This window comes from Mastigocoleus testarum BC008 (assembly GCF_001456025.1).
Taxonomy (GTDB): Bacteria; Cyanobacteriota; Cyanobacteriia; order Cyanobacteriales; family Nostocaceae; genus Mastigocoleus; species Mastigocoleus testarum.
Window position 1 is genome coordinate 74,617 of sequence record NZ_LMTZ01000129.1, and the last position, 17,741, is coordinate 92,357.

The window sequence follows — 17,741 nt, forward strand, 5'->3', positions numbered from 1 at the left end:
GTAAGTGACTTTGTCAAACTTTAATTAAAAGCTTTTCTAAGACTTAAAATCGATTGTGTACTCATGAAATTAATCTGAATTTTCAAGTCAAACATTGATTCCTACAGTTGTAGTCTTAAGCTGTAATATCAATTTTTGTACTTAAACTTATTCAGAGAATTATGTTGAGTATAATTTAGATTTTTTTGTATATGAAAATAAACTTTATAGCAGATTTTTTTAAGGGAACAGATAAATAATTAGAGTTTAACTATATCAAAATAATTTGTGATAGTTATATAGATACTTGACTGTCACGAATAAATATATGCTGAAAATTTACTTGCCTAATGATTTTCGCTAACTTTATTTTTTCTAAATCACGTAATTATCAATTGTAATTTACAACTTTATAAAATAAATCTAAGAGTATAATATAAAACTTTTATTGCTAAGACACTGCAAATGTAGAAATAGCAGTATTGAATGTATAAACAGTAATATTGCGAACTGAGACTATGGGCATAATAAGTATAAAATATACCTTTAATGCATGAAATTGAACAAAGTATTTCAACAGGATAAATATCTAGATAACTATATTGCTGGCTAGATTATTGAGTCCTCGACTTCAGTTCAATTTCAGTTAGTAGTAATACATGTATACAATGTTAATTTTATATCCTATCCATATTCATGTTGTATTTATTAAAATAATCTCCAAGCTCAGAATCGGTAGCATAAAATTGTTATCCGTACCTCTTCCTTAGTATGTAAACACCTTTTATTATTACTACATCCTGAGTGGGATCAAAAAAGACTGTATATTAGCACAGGAAAAACTTGCTTTCTCCAAAAAGAGGAATGAAAAATGCTGGAATTACTGGGTTCAGGTCTGTTTTCACTTTGGCTGGAAATGGCTGGAGTAGATGTCAAGCCAATAGATGCGTTGGATGTTTTGGCTTGGCAAAGTAGTCCTGGCTTAGTTCTTGCCCCCGATCCAAATCCAGCTGGGGTCGATACGGTACAGAAATATCTTAAGGAATTAATTGATCGCAAGCTGATTACCAATGACATGACAAACTCCCAAGGGATTTGGATGCAGTCAGGACCGATGTTAATGGCAAATCATCAAGGTACAACGCCATTACCTGCTGCGTCATTGACAAAAATAGCAACATCTTTGGCTGCTGTAAGCAAATTGGGATTGGACTATCAGTTTGAAACCTTGGTTGGAGCTACAGGACCGGTGGAAAATGGGATTCTCAAGGGTGATCTGGTAATTACTGGTGGTGGTGACCCTTTATTTGTTTCAGAGGAAGCAATTACTTTGGGAAATACCCTTAACCGCATGGGTATTAAACGGGTTGAAGGAAATTTGCTAATTAAAGGTAGTTTTGCGATGAATTTTCAGCGTAACCCGCAGTTAGCAGGTCAAGTACTCAAGCGTTCACTTCATCATGCAAGTTGGTCTCGTCGCACAGCGATTCAATATTCGATTATGCCTTCTGGGACCCCCAAGCCCGAGGTGGTAATTGTCGGAAAGGTCAAATTAATAGAAGAGCCGAGTCCCTCACAAACTTTGCTAATTCGCCATCGTTCTTTACCCTTGAAGCGAATTGTTAAAGAAATGAATGTTTTCAGTAACAACCATATGGCACAAATGCTAGCGGATTATGTTGGGGGGGCAGAAGTTGTACAATCAGTAGCAGCAAAACTCGCAAGAGTTCCACCGGAAGAAATTCAGTTAATCAATGGTTCTGGGCTGGGGGTAGAAAATCGTGTTTCTCCTCGTGCAGCTTCTGCCATGTTAATGGCTCTACATCGAATTGCCATGACAAAAAACCTGACAATTGCGGATTTATTTCCCACAGCAGGTTTTGATCGAAGGGGAACTATGCACTCCCGTAAGCTTCCTGAAGCTACGGCGATGAAAACTGGTACTCTTCGAGATGTTAGTGCTTTAGCAGGGGTAATGCCAACTCGCGATCGCGGTTTGGTTTGGTTTGCAATTATTAACCGGGGTCCTTATATTTCATCGTTTCGACAAAGACAGGATCTATTATTACAAGCTCTGGTCAAACAATTGGAAAAAGCACAACCGGTTCCTTCTGCTGTTACTCCCCATGGTGGTGCAGATTCCTTACCCGATTTAGGTGCAACTAGTCGCAATGAAATTATTGATAAGTTGGTTGGAAATTCGGGAATGGGTAATGGGTAATGGGAATGGGTAATGAGTAATCGCGTTAGCATTAGCGAAAGCGAAGCGTGACGTTAGTCAGAGGCTTTGCCGACGCCGTAGGCTCTAGCGGTGCGTTAGCAAAGGCGGTGTATCCCCAGTCAGTCGCCAATCCCCAAATAATTATGGCTTTGGTTGGGGAATAACCTCTGTTATTACCCGACTGCGTTTAGCACCACCACTAACCAAAATGTTTTGCTGTTCTAAGTTTCCAGACGCTTTATCACCGGAAAACGTTAAGGGTGGATCGGCTTGGCTATAGATCACATTTCCCTGCGCTTCAACTAATTCTTTATCGAGATACCAAGTCATGTTTTGGGACTTAATTGACTGATTGCGCTGTCCCACACCATTAACATTACCTGTTAAATAAACTATATTTTTCGGCAATTCCAACTTACCTCGATCAGCAGTTACTGTCATATTTTCTTTTTTATGAACTACTGTAACTGGAGCTTTGGTATCAACGATTTCTGAGTTTAAGTTCCAGTTCATGTAGTCACTTGCGACTTGGATAGGTGGTTCGAGTAATTCTAGCTGACCATTTTTAGTGACTGAAACCACTTTAGTTTTTAAGTTGACTTCAGCAGAATTTCCCCTACCACGGTCAGTAATACGATTATTTTTGTAGCGATCAATTTGAATCGGACGTTTACCGAGTAATTTTTCTTCGTTAATTTTCCAAGTTAATTCTTCGGTTCGCAATTGCAATTTTGGCTCATTTGAGTTAGCTACTACCCCACCAAATAATTCCATACGTTGCTCGCGGGTTTTAACTCTGGCTTCTTTGGCTACTACTCGTACTTGTTTGTGGATACCATTGAGCTGTTTGCGAACAATCAATAAATCTTCTTGAGGACGCCACTCAAGTTCGTTACCTTTTAATATTGCTCCGGTTTTGGGATCTGTAGCAACAATATTTCCTTCAAGAAATAACTGTTTTCCATCCTGCTTAATGTTAGCTTTTTGGGCTTTAACTTGGTAAACAACCTTGCCATCTTGGTATAATTCACCATATGGTTTTTCTACCTCAGCAATTTGTTTTTCTCTGGCATATCTTGCTTGCTTTGCCTCGACCTTCCAAATTGGTTTACCTGTATCATCAGCTTGTTCCAAGGTGACATCAAAGAAAGTTAATTTACTTTCTTCTTCCCCTGGGGTTGATGACTCAGTTGTCTCAGTCTCATTTTCTGGTTTGGTTTGACCGCTACAAGCAACTAATCCTATTAAAAGCAAAAAACTCAAAGATAATTTGAATAAATCTTCGATCTTAAACAACTTGGTAGGGGAAAATGAAATAAATTTGTTTATTCCCCAGATAGTTTTTTTTCTATTTTGTTGATAACACTTCATTCTGGGATTTCCAAGTGTTCGTCACTTACAGTTGGAGCTTCATCTAAAAAACCCATTTCTGATAATTGACGATAAGGATAAGTTTGACGGGGTGTTTTTTGAATATCTTCTTTAATTGCTTCCAGGTCAATATAGCGGTCGCTAACATTAATCAAGCTATCACTAGTCATAGACCTTAGACTTGCTACTTCTACCCGGACACCTCTGTAACTTACAGAGTTAACGGCATATGCCAAATCTCCATCACCACTGACTAATACTGCGGTATCGTAAGAATCTACTAGTGCCATCATATCAACTGCAATTTCTACGTCTAAATTAGCTTTTTTCGAGCCATCTGGTAATTGGACTAAATCTTTGGCTATAACCCGATAACCATTCCGACGCATCCACAATAAAAAACCTTGTTGTTTCTCATTAGTTCGGTCAACTCCAGTATAAAAAAAAGCGCGTAGTAATCTAGAGCCACCAGTTAACCTGCACAATAATTTAGTGTAATCAATCTCGATTCCTAATTGGAGAGCTGCATAAAATAAATTGGAACCATCAATAAAAATTGCAACCCGACCGCGATTTTCTAACACCTGTTCCGGCGTGAATATTGAGTCGTGTTCCAGGTTATTCAACATCATTTTCATACCTCATTTTTATTTATGTAGTATTAGATACTTTTTATCTAGATTTCAGACTTAAGTAAGAGCGCTTTATGATAATCTTTCAGGGCTAATTAACTCAGCCCCGACAAATTAAACTCGATAAATTAGAATCGATAAATTGAACTGGATAGATTGGACTCGGTAAAATAGACCCGATAATTTAGAGATGAGTAATAAATTAAAAATTAATCGTTTTTAGGTAGTTCTATTCTTTTAAAGACCGGCTGGGGTTTATCCAACTTTTGCTCGCTGCTTAATACACCCCACTGTGCGTGAACAGCAAAAGGTGCAGCAATTGCTGTTTGGGTTTGGTCGTTAAAGTTTACCTCAAAACCTAATTGCTGGTAAATTTTATTACTAGTGTCTGGGATAATTGGAGACAAAAGGTATGCTGACAGTCTTACTGACTCCAAAACCGCGTACAAGATTTTTTCTACAGCATCCTGTTGTCCTTGTTTATATAATGACCAAGGTGCCTGCTCATCAATAAATTTATTGCAAGCTCTTACTAGAGCCAACACAGCTTCACAACCTCGATCAAATGCCAGATCTTGGTAAGCAACTTTGACTTGAGAACCCAAATCTAAGCCAATGGCTTTTAAAAGATTTTCCACAGGGATATCTTCTGCAGTAACTGCTGGTAAATTACCTCCACAATACTTTTTCACCATGTTGGAGGTGCGGTTGAGTAGATTTCCTAAATCATTGGCCAAATCTGCATTTAATACGTTAATGAATCTAACTTCATTAAAATCGCCATCCTTACCAAATTCAATTTCCTTAAGAAAGTAATAACGAATGGCATCACTACCGTAACGTTCGACCAATGCTATGGGGTCGACCGTGTTACCAAGACTTTTTCCCATTTTTTGACCATCTTTAGTCAAATAACCATGGGCAAATACTTTTTGTGGCAAGGTTAAACCGGCAGACATTAGCATTGCCGGCCAATACACAGCATGAAAGCGCAGAATATCTTTACCGATTAAGTGCAAGCTTATTGGCCACCATTTTTGCAAAGCTTTTTCTAATCCTGCTTCCTCCTTTGCGTCTAACAATGCTGTGGCATATCCCAGCAAAGCATCAAACCAGACATAAAGGGTATGTTTGGGATCGACTGGTACTCCAAATCCCCAATCCATATTCACGCGAGAAATTGAAAAATCTTGTAACCCTTGCTTAACAAAACTTATAACTTCATTACGACGACTTTCTGGCTGGATAAAATCAGGGTGATGCTGGTATAAGTGTTCGAGTTTTTCTTGATATTTAGATAACTTAAAAAAGTAGTTCTGTTCGTCTCGCCATTCAACTTCTTTATTAGTATGAATGGGACAACGTTTTTCCTCTAATAAATCTCTTTCTTCTTTAAATTCTTCACAGGATACGCAATACCAACCCTTTTGCTCACCTAAATAAATATCCCCATTATCCCAAACACGTTTAAAAAAATCTTTAACTATTACCTCATGCCGCGAGTCAGTAGTACGAATAAAGCGGTCATATTGAATATTTAGTAATTCCCATAAAGAGGAAAACTCAGCGGAAACTCGATCGCAAAAAATCTGTGGCTCTAAGTTTTTTGTTTGGGCGGTACGTTGAATTTTTTGCCCATGTTCGTCCGTTCCCGTCACTAATAAAACTTGGTTACCCAATAATCTCTGAAATCTTGCGATCGCATCTGCTGCCATTGTTGTGTAGGCACTGCCGATGTGGGGTAAACCATTTACATAATATAAAGGTGTTGTGAGAGCAAATATTTTTTCTGTTTTTTCCACTAGATTCATGCGAAATAAAAAAACAACTTATTAAAACCCTTTTCTATCTATAGTTACGCAGATAAAACCACGCCATTATATAATAATGCTATTGCATTTTCAACCAACTCCTTAATACTAGCAAATTTATCAAGTCTATTCTTTTTGTAATAAGTATAAAATCAGTTAATCTATGCAAAAAAAGGAGAAATAATCGGTAATGATATAACTCTGAAAGCCAACAGCAGGAGCGATTGTTATTGGGGATACAAATTATTCTTATATCAGTAAATTTTCCCTCCGCAGCAGATAAGATACTTCTACCTTAAGAGAGTCCTTCATAAATTAAAGAAATGTAAAACTTAAATAAAAGATAGATTGATAAATTTGATTAATATCTAAATAATTGCAAATACATGAGTTTAAATAGTCTTCTAGATATTTATCGATTATTGGTAGGTGTGTTTTCCAACAAAATTATCCCTACCTTTAAGCATCTCATTCTTTAAGAGTCCAGATTTTCAGTATCGATAACTACTAGGCAGATCTGCAGGAACCAAGTTTTATGTCGCTCCTAGGGGGACTCGTCGTGTTTTTCATTGGGATATAGAGTAAATACTCACTATCGTGAGAAATAATTACTGCAAAACTTGGCTCTCTCTGGCTGCGAGTCAATTATCGATCTTCTTTTAAATCTCGCGAAAGTTTAGAAATACTGTCAAAGGGAAGAAAGAAGTAGGGTAGTTTCGGAGGGAATCTGACTCGTGATGGTGTTTACCCAGCCTAACAGAGTAGAAAAATTTTAGTAAGAATTGTCCGTTTAGTATTGTTTCACGTCTGGATATTTTGCAAACTTAGCAGTTACAGTGACATTTTTAGCCAAAAATAATACTTATTTAGTTTCTTGAAATACGAGAGATTCTTGAGTCAATAGGGTATTTGTTTGGGTAAGTAGGAGGTATTTTTGAAATTTTTTTATGTATTATTATATTGATTGGAATTCCATGCTGCATTACCCATTCAATATCGAAGAGAATCAAATAAAGTAAGCAAAGTTTATCCTTTTATCAATCATTAGTTATCAGGAATAATATAAGAATAAATTATTGGGATAAAGACATCATAAAAATATATTTTTTTATAGTTTTTTGTCTAACTAAATTTATTTCAAAAATGTTTACTACATGACTAAGCAGTGTTTTAAGAGCAATCATTTAATAGGTGTTAAACATTTAATAATGGCTGTACCAGAAAAAGGATTTAAACCCTACTTTATCACTCCAAAACCAATAAAAAAAGAATATCCCCTGTTTATTTACTTGCCAGGGATGGATGGTACTGGAAAACTATTGCGCACGCAAATCGCTGGTTTAGAAAATAGTTTTGATATTCGTTGTCTGGCAATTCCGCCTACTGACCAAAGTGATTGGGGGAAATTAACTAGTGACTTAGTAGATTTAGTGAAAGCTGAACTGCAACTTCAACCTCGAATATCTGTGTATTTATGTGGTGAATCCTTTGGGGGTTGTTTAGCAATGAAAATATTAGCGGAAGCCCCTCACTTATTTAACCGAATTATTTTAGTTAATCCGGCTTCGAGTTTTCATCGTTTACCTTGGTTGAATTGGTCATCCCAAATCTTAGACTTGGTTCCGTCTGCTGTATATACCTTTGGTGCTGTTGGATTTTTGCCCTTTTTAGTAAGTTTGACAAGAATTGCAGCTGCAGATCGTCAAGATATTCTCAAGATTATTCGCTCTGTACCTTCTCAAACTGTTAACTGGCGTGTATCTTTACTGAGAAATTTTTCTGTTGACATGGAAAAGTTGAGTCAAATACAGCAGCAGATTTTGTTGATTGGGAGTGCTAGCGATCGCTTACTACCATCAGTTACTGAGGTTGAGTTTCTCGCAGATGTTTTTCCCAACAGCCAAGTTTTTATCTTACCGGATAGCGGACATGCTTGTTTGTTGGAAAAAGATACTGATCTCTACGAAATTATGAAAGCTTATGACGAGAATTTGTAAAGGTATTTAGGAGGATTTGAGAGTCAGAAGTCAGAACAACCGCGCTACGGCGTTAACGTAAGTGGGGCGTAAGCATAGCAGGAGTCAGAAGTCAGGAGTCAGAAGTCAGGAGTTAGAAATCAGAAGTCAGGAGTCAGAAGTCAGAAGTCAGGAGTCAGAAGTCAGGAGTCAAAAGTCAGAGGCAATGATTCACCTATGATTATACTAAGGAGCGTGGATTAAATCAGGTACAAAAGTAGGCTACTATTAGCATCGCGTAACGCACCATTCCAAATTTAATTATTACAGATTATTAAATTTTTATTCTTAAGAAGCTAATACTAACGGTTTAGAACATCAGCAAGGTTTATTCCTCCGCTTATACAAAATGAGGACAGAAGTATAAGCGAAGTAGTTAATTNGAATGCTAATCAAGAAATTAAGTTATTGAAACATTAATTTTTCGTAGATATTTGCACCAAAAGCATTACGCACTCACCAACGCCGTTAATTTTCTATTCTTTTATTTACTCAAAACCCAATGAACCAGGGTTCTTACCCCAAAACCAGTTGCTCCTGGACTATTGTAACCATTTTCTTTGTCTGCCCAAACAGTCCCAGCAATATCAAGATGTGCCCAATCAACGGTATCTTTGACAAACTGTTTGAGGAATAAGGCTGCAGTAATGGAACCTCCAGCACGAGGTCCAGTATTTTTCATGTCAGCTATACCAGACTTGAGACCTTCAAAATACTTGTCTTCCATCGGCATGCGCCAAATTTTTTCCCCTGCGCCTTCGGCTGCTTTTTCTAGTTCCGAGGCTAACTCATCACTGGGAGTAAATAAACCGGCAATGTCATTACCCAAAGCTACAACGCAAGCACCAGTTAATGTTGCCAAGTCAACAATTGCATCTAAACCCAACTTATCAGCAAATACTAAAGCATCAGCCAGGGTTAAACGACCTTCTGCATCAGTATTATTTACCTCAATGGTTTTACCATTGGAAGCTTTGAGAATATCACCGGGGTGCATCGCATGACCGCTGATCATATTTTCAGTTGCAGCCGAAATAAAGTGAACCTCTACATCGGGTTGGAGTTGACCAATGGCTTTAGCCGCTCCCAATGTAGCTGCAGCACCACCCATGTCAATTTTCATGGTTTCAATGCCGCTACCTGCACCTTTAATATTTAATCCACCGGAGTCAAAAGTTAAACCTTTACCGATAATTGCTAACTTTCGCCTTGGAGTTGCTTGGGGCTTGTAAGTCAGATGGATAAACTTGGGTGGTAGGTCGGAAGCTTTTGCTACTCCCAAAAAAGCACCCATTCCTAACTTTTCGCAGTCTTTTTGTTCCAAGATTTCTAACTCTAAATTATGAGTTGAGGCAATTTCTTGGGCAATTTCTGCCATTGTAACTGGTGTTAAATCATTGGCAGGTGCTGCTACGAGTTGTCTTGCCAAAAATACTCCGGAACAAATTTGATTCGCTCTAACAATAGCAGCTTCATTATCTGCCAAACCAAGTAAATCTACTTCTTCAACCTGTGTTTCTTTCGTTTCTGGTTCTGACTTAAAGCGATTATCCTGATAAAGTGCCAATTGTACTCCTTCTGCTAGGGCTTGGGTGACATCTTCAGGATTGTGTTCACCATAGGGGAAACTAATTCCTAAAGTTTTGCACTTTTGTTTTTTTGCATTTCGTGCGGCTGTGGCTGCTGCTTTTCTCAGTACTTCTAGGGTTAAGCTTTCTATTGTTCCCAAACCAATTACTAATAATTTTTTAATTGGGCTGACTCCGGGAACTCTAGTAAAAATAGAACTACCTGCTTTAGCCTTAAATTCTTCTTCTGTAATTATTTCTTTTAAAATACCGCCTAATTTTTCATCTAAACTAGTTAATTGTCCAGTCAGTTCGGTGGCATCTTCAAATAATCCGATGGCTAAAGCATCTCCTTTCCACTCTAAAAAATTTGTATTGCTTGCTCTAACTTCCATATTTTTCTAATTTATCTATAAAACTTCCGATTAACAGTATTACTCAAAAACGCCTCGATGTTTTGAGATGGTGTATCTTGTTCTCTGCAAGGAGTTGTAAAATCCCTATAATTCACTTGGAATTAGGTTTACTCTTATTCTTTTCTACTTTAATTCTTTTTTACTTTATGTGGATTTTTTTAGCTTCGGCAATCCAGAACTATAATTATTAACTTGATAGTAGACATTTATATTACTCGACCCAGCTATTACATAAATTCTAAACATACAATAAGTCTCCCAAAATGAGGGATGATGACCTTAGACTCATGTTTTCAAGACCTAAATCCTTTTAAACATCAAATCTCATATGATGGTAGGTAATCAATTTCTTTCTCAATTGAAGTGTTAAAAATTTTTGGTGCCGCTCTCCATCAATTAGATTAAATATGTATGTAACTAAAGTGATTTTAATCACCTATGAATGTCCGGATTTGTAATTTTTTACCGGAATTATACTTAGGGTCTGTAAGGTCTTACCATTTTGTTTGAGAATGGAAGCAGAGTTTAGGATCTCTGCATTATTTTTATGAGAATCAAGTTGCACAATATGGTAGTCGCCAAATTTAAGCTTCTCCAATACTTGTTGCTTGCAACAGGAATTGGTTTAATTGCCATTCATCTAAACTTGGTTTGGAAATCGGATAATTCCAGTCTTCTAGGGACGAGTGTTTTATTTTGGACGGCGATCTGTTTTTTGGTTTGGGAAAAACGTAATAACCTGAATCTGGAAAGCGATATCTTTTCAGGTTTCTTCGGTTTTTCTCTAATTACGTTACTTTTATTAAAAACCGCTTCCATGACTAGTTTTGGTGGCTTTTTATACCTATTGCCATTTGTTTATGCTTTTGCTTGTGCTTTATTGGCTTCTGGTTTTAAAGGTTTGAGACAGTATGCTGGTGAATTATTTGCCTTATTTATTCTTGGGTTACCGAAACTATTACCTTTGAATTTGATTAATACTTTCCTTTCTCCAATAACTGCAAAACTATCAGCTTTTCTGCTCTGGTATACAGGTTTTGATGTGCTTCGTTCTGGAGTTTATATTCATTTACCTTCTGCGAATCAAAGTATAGAAGTTGCTAGTGGTTGTTCGGGTTCAGAACAAATTCTTCATATGTTGGGTTTGGGGATTTTGTTTATAATCATATTTCCCCTCAATAGGTTACCAAAAATCTTCTTACCTATTGTTGCCGCCATTATAGGATTTGTTGTTAACGCAGCACGAGTTGCTTTAATGGTTGTAATCCTTAAAGGGGATAACCAAGAAGCCTTTGAATATTGGCATCATGGCGATGGTTCCCTGCTATTTTCGACCATTGCTGTTTCTGTGTTTGGGTTATTTTGTTGGTTTATCCTGGGACAAGGTAAATCAAAAAATGGTGATGTAACCCCTCTGTCAAAGTAATGCTCAACTGGCGCAAACTTCGAATTTTACTGTTAACTATTAACTTTATTGGCATTATCATTGTCCTGGTAATTACAATCGTCAAACCAGTTCAATCTTGGCTACCTACTACTTCCCACGCTTTTCCAAATAAAATATCTTTGCCTCAGTGGGAACAGGTTCAGAGTGGTAAATTATCAGAAACCAACCTAAAAAAACCCGAAATAATTGCACAAAAGCATTATCGCTATGTGCAGAATAATTTATCTTTAGATATTGAAATGCGTTATCTAACACTTATAGAAGGGGAAAAATTTATCAAAAAATATTTGGGAATTACTTCTCCTGTGGAAGTGCGATCGCGAAAAGGTATTGGTTATTACGGTATTGGAGTAGAAAAACAAAAAGCCTTCCTCAGTGCTTGTATTACTTCCGGGGGTGTCACTAGCTTTACTGAGGAACAGTTTGAAAAAAATCATTATTTTTCGATTCTGGAACCACAAAGTTTAATCTCTTGGTTATTGGGTCGCAGAACGAGCACAGACAAGCATTGTATGTGGGCATATTTATCAGTTCCTCTTGGCAAACATAAGCCAGAATTTGCTTATCAAGTGTTAGAAACAGCCTGGGTTTCTTGGTATCAACAGTGGAACTCTCACCTGTAACAGGGTTAGGGTTGAATTAAGTTTTACTGAAATTAGTAATAAAATTAGCGATTAAAATTTCTGTTTTTGGTGTGTAAAAAATGACTAAATCCCATAGCGATAAATTTGTTTCTTCGGTACAGGACTTTGCTTTTAGTCAAGAAGGTTCAACAATGATTTTGCGGTGTTTAGGATATGGCTTGTTAGTCTTGGCACTGTTTGATGTTGTAGAAATGTTTGTGCCACCAAATTTTATGAATCCTGCATGGGAGTTTCAAACCATAGGTGCATTAGTTGAAAGAGTTCCAGTACCCTTAATTGGTTTAGCATTTGTGTTTTATGGCGAGATGAATTTCCGCAAACGCTGGGAATTTCCCGTATTAAAAGTTTTATCTTGGTTGGCTTTAGTAATGGGAGTGATTTACATACTGTCCATTCCTTTAGGAGTTATTAATGCAGCTAGACTCCAGAGACAAAGCTCTACCCAAATTAATGTCTTATCAAAACAACAGATTAATCGCGCCGAACAAGTAAAGAAACAAATTGATTTGGCTACACCAGAACAAATTGATAATTTACTCAAGCGTCAAGGTCGCTCTTTGGAGCTAGAACCAGAAAAGTTAAAACAAAGACTTTTAGGCGAAGTATCCCAAGCCAAACAAAAAATTAAAAGTCAAGCAAAAGCTACAGAATCAAGTAGAGGTTTAAATTTACTCAAGAAAGCAGTGAAATGGAATCTCGGTGCGGTAGTTGCAGGAATTCTTTGCATCAATATTTGGAAAGGGACTGATTGGGCAAGAATGAATTAAAGCAAAAAGGAAAAACCCTCTCGAATTGTGAGAGGGATAATTTTTACGAACAAAATCATCTAATTTTATTAGTTAGTTAAATGTTTGTCGCTGCTGATGGTGAATCAACAAAAACTATGAAGCTTTTGCTAATTCTGGACGTTTACTATTACGAATACCTTCGATTGCTTGAGCATAATCGTCTGCTTTGAATACAGCAGAACCAGCTACAATTGCATTTGCTCCTGCTTCTAAAACTTGCCAAGTATTATTAGCTTTTAAACCGCCATCTACTTCAATCCAAGGATCTAGTCCGCGTTCGTCGCACATGGTTCGTAACTGACGGATTTTTGGTACTACGCCGGGGATAAAGCTTTGACCGCCAAAGCCAGGATTGACGCTCATGATTAAAACCATATCGCATAGATCCAAGCTATATTCAATTAAGTTCAGTGGAGTTCCAGGATTGAGTACGACTCCTGCTTTTTTACCTAATTCTTTAATTTGTCCCAAAGTACGGTGTAGGTGAGGGGAAGCATTATGCTCGCAATGAACATAAATATGATCTGCTCCTGCTTTGGCAAAGTCCCCAACATACTTTTCCGGTTCCACGATCATTAAGTGGACATCTAATGGTTTCTGAGTGACTGGACGAATGGCCTCCACTACCAGAGGACCGATTGTAATATTGGGTACAAAACGACCGTCCATTACGTCGACGTGGATCCAATCTGCTCCTGCTGCATCTACAGCACGAATCTCTTCTCCAAGACGACTAAAATCCGCTGATAAAATCGATGGAGCAACTACAATGGGCTTTTGAGATGAGTTATTGGTCATGGTTAGCGGGTATTCAAGCGTCCTCTTCTGTATGCATTGTAACAAAACATTGATTAATTAATTCATTAATGAAAAGTTATTTAGTTATTTATCGGAAAATTGGGGACTGGGTACTGGCGACTAGGTATAGCAACTGCGTGCCGCCTTGCGGCATAGAGGCTGCGGCGTCGGCGGATCCGCAAGGTGACGTTAGTAACAGCCTCTAGCGTCTAGCCTCTGGGGACTGGGAACATGAATATCTTAGATACTTGATACTTAATCAGCAATCATTGATACCAGTTAATTTTGTTGATTTTTCTTTACCATTAGCTTAACTGTCTGCTACACAAATGCTAAAAAGACAAACCTGGATATTTTGGGGGTTAGCAGCTTCTTTATGGAGCCTACCAGTAATTGCTTTGACTTCTCTCAATCGAAGTGGAATTGATGTACTAAAGTTACGTAAAGCTCCTTACAATTTGAGTGGTCATAAAATTTCCATTGGTCAAGTAGAGATTGGACGCCCAGGAATGTTTGGCTGGGATAAAGCTGTTTCAAAGAATAGAGCAGTTTCCCTCGCGGGTGTTTTCCAACGTAACCAACCAGCAAAATCAAATCGTGGTGTCGATCCCCATGCTCACAATGTTGCTGGAATCATGGTTAGTAAAGATAAGAGTTATCCAGGAGTTGCACCGAAGGCTCGCCTATATTCTTCTGCTATAGGTTCAACGAAAAATATGGGACAGCCCAATGAGTGCCTATCAGCACAGCACATCGCTTTACAAAATGGTGGAGATGTCCGGGCAATTAATTTTAGTTTTGGGGAACCACTACATCGCGACCCCAGACCAGAAGCTGTTTTAGATGGTAATGCTTTACTAACGCTATGTGTTGATTGGTCGAGTCGGTTTCACAATGTACTGTATGTTGTGGCTGGAAATCAAGGAAAAGGAGGAATTCCTATTCCTACAGATAATTATAACGCGGTTAACGTGGCTTTTTCTTCTCGCCAGAGAGAGATGTTTGATAAGGTTCATGTTTCTAACCTCACCCCTGCTCGGGGAATGAATCCAAGATTAGAAGGTAAAGAGTTTAATATTGGTACGCGTCGCACTGTAAGTATAGTTGCACCAGGGACTAATATTAAAATGCTCAATCCTGACGGTAAAGTCAAAAAAGTAACTGGAACTAGTTTCGCTACGCCCCATGTAACTGGTGTTATTGCATTGCTCCAGGAATTTGGCGATCAACAATTTAGAGCTAGACGGAATAATTGGAGTCTTGCTTCCCGTCGTCATGAAGTAATGAAAGCTGTGTTGCTTAACTCTGCAGAAAAAATCAAAGATAGGGGTGATGGTTCTCATTTAAGAATGACAAGAACTTTGATTGATAAACAAAATCGAAATTGGCTGGAGTCCGATGCTTATAAAAATAAAAATATACCTTTGAATTCCCAAATGGGAGTCGGACATTTGAATGCCTTTCGCGCATTTCAACAGTTTAGTGCCGGTCAATGGAATCCATCAAAATCAGTACCTATTTTAGGTTGGGATTATCGTAGTGTAGTGAAGAATAATGATGTTGAATATAAAATTTCCCAGCCCCTACGTAAAAATAGTTTTGTTTCTATTACGTTAGTCTGGAATCGATTAGTAGAACTCAACGATCAGAATATCAATCAGAAATATGATAAAGGAGAGACATTTCGCGACCGCGGTTTAAACGATCTAGATTTATATCTTGTTACTGACGATAATTCAAGTAATAAAAGTAACCCCTGTTCTTCGAATAGCAAAGTTGATAATATAGAACATATATTTTGTCAGGTTCCTGCTACCGGAAAATATAAAATTCGCGTCAAATACAATCGGCAGAATAATGAGCCGATCCAACCTTTTGCTTTAGCTTGGTGGGCTGTAAATGCAAAGTGATAGTAGGGATATGGAGGCTATTTGTCAACTTATGAAAAATAGTTTAGCTTCTTAATTCTTTACGCTATCGAACCTATAGCATTTAATTTCTAAAGTTAACTTTTTGACAAATAAATCATTTCTTAATTTATCACACTATTGATGTGTTTTCTGACACAGTAATGGTGTGATTTCGATTAATACTAATAGTCCGAATAAAGGAGATTTCAATACAGTCAAAAATAAGCTTCAGAGTTACCTGACAATGGATTTCTAATTTATTGATATTTAATTTGCATCTCATGGGAAAAAATCAGCTATTTGTATTATGAAAAACCCGGATATTAAAGGATTAATGACGAATAAAAAAATATCAAATACTTCCACATAATTAGGTAATAAATCTGTCCTGTATGTAAGGCTAATTGAGATTAAAAGCTATGTTAATTGCCAAGCAAACTGTGTCTTCTCAAATAAAAGTATTTACTGAAAAATTAAGGCAACTGGACTTGGGTCCCATTGCTTATAAACTAATGAATGATAGTAATGGGTTAGGATGGAGTCGGGAAAAAACAAGCCAAGCAATTTCTCGCTATCTGATGTTTCTAACTTTAATTTACCTATATCCTAATCGTCAATTTGTTCCATCCAGAGAAATTGATCTAGTTTGGCATTTTCACATAATTGATACAATTAAATATGCCCAGGATTGTCAGATTTTATTTGGCTACTTCATTCATCATTTTCCTTATTTTGGTAATCGTGATGCTGCAGATAGAAAAAATTTAGAATTTATATTTAAGCAAACTCAAGTACTGTTTGAAGAACATTTCGGACCTAATTCCCTCACAGAGGAAGGTGTAAGTGAAGCTGCGGATTGTCAGCCAATTGGGTATATTTATAATTTCGTTCGACCACGGATTGAAATTAATTTGATGGAGCTTGTATAAGTACTATTATCAAATGTAAAATCTTACAATATTTTTGTAAGCTATTATATTGGTAGTTCGTCATAATCAAATTGCTGGTATTTAGTATAGTGTTATCTATTATCAATAAAACTATACTATGTGCCAACAAAAATTTATTTGAGCTTCTTGTGTTGAGTATAGGGTTAAGTGAATTTAAACTTGTACTGATGGAGATGTGATCGAAATTGCTTCGGGTGGGATTAAACTTCTATGAGTAGGAAAGGCTTCTCCTTGTTCTAGTTTTGCTCTCAAAATTAAGCTTTCTCCATCAATATCAGATATGGTGATGGCATTAATAGTAAAATCAAAATTACTATAGGCATAGACAGTTGGGTCAGGAATAATATTAGCAATCTTAGAAGAATTTCTAATCCCAATAATTGTCACAATTGCTACTACGAATGGAGAGACAAATAATTTATTGCTTTCGTTAGAACTTTTAGCACACCACTCCAGAGTTAAGGTGCTTGCAGTATGAGGAATTTTCCGAGACAAAGATTGGATTTCAACAGGATTACCATCAATACTTAAACTGAAGTAGTCTTTTTCTTCATATTGATGACAGTCAAGCGGAGCGATGGAATTAATGCTTATTTTCTCATGAAGAGGAAGTCCGCTTAGGGTCAATACTTTCGGTTGTATTGGGACTTCAGATAAATCTTCTTCTGTTGAACTTTTGAAGAAGTTATTGTTGTTATACATTATCCCTCATGTTGTTTTGCTAAACCTTTAAAGATTACTCTTCAGGACTTACGCGATTTACTTGATCGGTAGTTTTTAGTTCAGGAAGCTCAAACTTAAAACTGTATAGTACTTGTGTTAGGTCTCACTAGCGATCGCGCGAACTTGATCGCAGGTTAGTCTTTGTGTAAATAGCAAGAGGAATTTCACAGTTCTTGGTTTAAAACGTATTAGTTACTGTTAGAGATTTGATTGAATTTACCTCAAGCTATAAACAGATAAACAATTATCCGTTTGCCTTATAACTCTGTAAGGTTTTCGGACATAGTTTATGGTATCGTACGAAACTTCTCTATCACCGAAGAATAAAGTGATATTTTTGATTCTGTTCTATAGTTGATATGGTGCAGTCATATTGCCATAAAAATCCACTCGAACACCGTAGAACGAAATGAATGTATGAATGAAGAGTGAGGGATTAATCTCGTTTCTATCGGAATAATTTTACAA

Annotated in this window: 14 protein-coding genes; 8 read left to right on the forward strand and 6 right to left on the reverse strand. The window is 37.1% G+C overall.

All coding sequences use genetic code 11. The features are described 5' to 3' along the window. Positions 1–850 precede the first annotated feature (850 nt). Positions 851–2,200 (forward strand): D-alanyl-D-alanine carboxypeptidase, encoded by a 1,350-nt coding sequence (locus BC008_RS33690; RefSeq protein ID WP_027844493.1) that lies wholly within the window; start codon positions 851–853, stop codon positions 2,198–2,200. A 141-nt stretch (positions 2,201–2,341) separates the two neighbouring features. Here the strand turns inward: BC008_RS33690 and lptC are convergent, their stop codons facing one another. The 3 genes from lptC to metG all read right to left on the reverse strand — a co-directional run bounded on the left by lptC (position 2,342) and on the right by metG (position 6,014). Then, positions 2,342–3,496: an LPS export ABC transporter periplasmic protein LptC gene (gene lptC / locus BC008_RS33695; protein ID WP_321170096.1), complete on the reverse strand. Its 1,155-nt coding sequence runs from the start codon at positions 3,494–3,496 to the stop codon at positions 2,342–2,344. A gap of 71 nt (positions 3,497–3,567) precedes the next feature. Next, positions 3,568–4,200 (reverse strand): LabA-like NYN domain-containing protein, encoded by a 633-nt coding sequence (locus tag BC008_RS33700; RefSeq protein ID WP_027845193.1) that lies wholly within the window; start codon positions 4,198–4,200, stop codon positions 3,568–3,570. A gap of 212 nt (positions 4,201–4,412) precedes the next feature. Next, complete coding sequence (metG, locus tag BC008_RS33705) at positions 4,413–6,014, reverse strand: methionine--tRNA ligase (protein WP_027845192.1); 1,602 nt, start codon at positions 6,012–6,014, stop codon at positions 4,413–4,415. A gap of 1,208 nt (positions 6,015–7,222) precedes the next feature. On the opposite strand from metG, the gene BC008_RS33710 reads away from it, so the two are divergent. Continuing rightward, positions 7,223–8,011, forward strand: a complete 789-nt coding sequence (locus BC008_RS33710; RefSeq protein ID WP_027845191.1) for an alpha/beta fold hydrolase — start codon at positions 7,223–7,225, stop codon at positions 8,009–8,011. A gap of 61 nt (positions 8,012–8,072) precedes the next feature. Continuing rightward, positions 8,073–8,210 carry a hypothetical protein gene (locus BC008_RS49895; RefSeq protein WP_161938182.1) on the forward strand — a complete coding sequence of 46 codons (138 nt, stop codon included), beginning with the start codon at positions 8,073–8,075 and terminating at the stop codon, positions 8,208–8,210. 303 nt (positions 8,211–8,513) lie between these two features. Here BC008_RS49895 and BC008_RS33715 read toward each other — a convergent pair whose 3' ends face one another. Next, positions 8,514–9,992 (reverse strand): leucyl aminopeptidase, encoded by a 1,479-nt coding sequence (locus BC008_RS33715; protein ID WP_027842357.1) that lies wholly within the window; start codon positions 9,990–9,992, stop codon positions 8,514–8,516. Positions 9,993–10,560: 568 nt separating this feature from the next. Here BC008_RS33715 and crtA point away from each other — a divergent pair. The 3 genes from crtA to hpsJ-A all read left to right on the forward strand — a co-directional run bounded on the left by crtA (position 10,561) and on the right by hpsJ-A (position 12,871). Then, the gene (gene crtA / locus BC008_RS33720; RefSeq protein ID WP_058184138.1) at positions 10,561–11,439 is read left to right on the forward strand and encodes a cyanoexosortase A; all 879 of its coding nucleotides are present in this window, start codon (positions 10,561–10,563) and stop codon (positions 11,437–11,439) included. Beyond that, complete coding sequence (locus BC008_RS33725) at positions 11,439–12,083, forward strand: cyanoexosortase A system-associated protein (RefSeq protein ID WP_027842355.1); 645 nt, start codon at positions 11,439–11,441, stop codon at positions 12,081–12,083. Before crtA ends, BC008_RS33725 begins: the two co-directional genes overlap by 1 nt. A gap of 80 nt (positions 12,084–12,163) precedes the next feature. Continuing rightward, positions 12,164–12,871 (forward strand): HpsJ-like protein, cyanoexosortase A-associated, encoded by a 708-nt coding sequence (gene hpsJ-A / locus BC008_RS33730; protein ID WP_027842354.1) that lies wholly within the window; start codon positions 12,164–12,166, stop codon positions 12,869–12,871. 114 nt (positions 12,872–12,985) lie between these two features. Here hpsJ-A and rpe read toward each other — a convergent pair whose 3' ends face one another. Then, the gene (gene rpe, locus BC008_RS33735; RefSeq protein WP_027842353.1) at positions 12,986–13,690 is read right to left on the reverse strand and encodes a ribulose-phosphate 3-epimerase; all 705 of its coding nucleotides are present in this window, start codon (positions 13,688–13,690) and stop codon (positions 12,986–12,988) included. A 329-nt stretch (positions 13,691–14,019) separates the two neighbouring features. Between rpe and BC008_RS33740 the strand changes: the two genes are divergently transcribed. Both BC008_RS33740 and BC008_RS33745 read left to right on the forward strand, forming a co-directional pair. After that, the gene (locus tag BC008_RS33740) at positions 14,020–15,600 is read left to right on the forward strand and encodes a S8 family serine peptidase (RefSeq protein WP_027842352.1); all 1,581 of its coding nucleotides are present in this window, start codon (positions 14,020–14,022) and stop codon (positions 15,598–15,600) included. 419 nt (positions 15,601–16,019) lie between these two features. Beyond that, a complete protein-coding gene (locus BC008_RS33745; protein ID WP_058184139.1) occupies positions 16,020–16,529 on the forward strand; it encodes a glycine-rich domain-containing protein in 510 nt (169 codons plus the stop codon). A 174-nt stretch (positions 16,530–16,703) separates the two neighbouring features. Here the strand turns inward: BC008_RS33745 and BC008_RS33750 are convergent, their stop codons facing one another. Next, positions 16,704–17,252 carry a hypothetical protein gene (locus BC008_RS33750; RefSeq protein WP_027842350.1) on the reverse strand — a complete coding sequence of 183 codons (549 nt, stop codon included), beginning with the start codon at positions 17,250–17,252 and terminating at the stop codon, positions 16,704–16,706. Positions 17,253–17,741: the final 489 nt, after the last annotated feature.

Coding starts and splice junctions, on each gene's coding strand:
- crtA (WP_058184138.1), top strand. CDS start 10,561: ATGAGAATCAAGTTGCACAATATGGTAGTCGCCAAATTTAAGCTTCTC.
- rpe (WP_027842353.1), bottom strand. CDS start 13,690: ATGACCAATAACTCATCTCAAAAGCCCATTGTAGTTGCTCCATCGATT.
- BC008_RS33710 (WP_027845191.1), top strand. CDS start 7,223: ATGGCTGTACCAGAAAAAGGATTTAAACCCTACTTTATCACTCCAAAA.
- BC008_RS33700 (WP_027845193.1), bottom strand. CDS start 4,200: ATGTTGAATAACCTGGAACACGACTCAATATTCACGCCGGAACAGGTG.
- BC008_RS33715 (WP_027842357.1), bottom strand. CDS start 9,992: ATGGAAGTTAGAGCAAGCAATACAAATTTTTTAGAGTGGAAAGGAGAT.
- BC008_RS33745 (WP_058184139.1), top strand. CDS start 16,020: ATGTTAATTGCCAAGCAAACTGTGTCTTCTCAAATAAAAGTATTTACT.
- hpsJ-A (WP_027842354.1), top strand. CDS start 12,164: ATGACTAAATCCCATAGCGATAAATTTGTTTCTTCGGTACAGGACTTT.
- BC008_RS33690 (WP_027844493.1), top strand. CDS start 851: ATGCTGGAATTACTGGGTTCAGGTCTGTTTTCACTTTGGCTGGAAATG.
- metG (WP_027845192.1), bottom strand. CDS start 6,014: ATGAATCTAGTGGAAAAAACAGAAAAAATATTTGCTCTCACAACACCT.
- BC008_RS33725 (WP_027842355.1), top strand. CDS start 11,439: ATGCTCAACTGGCGCAAACTTCGAATTTTACTGTTAACTATTAACTTT.
- BC008_RS33740 (WP_027842352.1), top strand. CDS start 14,020: ATGCTAAAAAGACAAACCTGGATATTTTGGGGGTTAGCAGCTTCTTTA.
- BC008_RS33750 (WP_027842350.1), bottom strand. CDS start 17,252: ATGTATAACAACAATAACTTCTTCAAAAGTTCAACAGAAGAAGATTTA.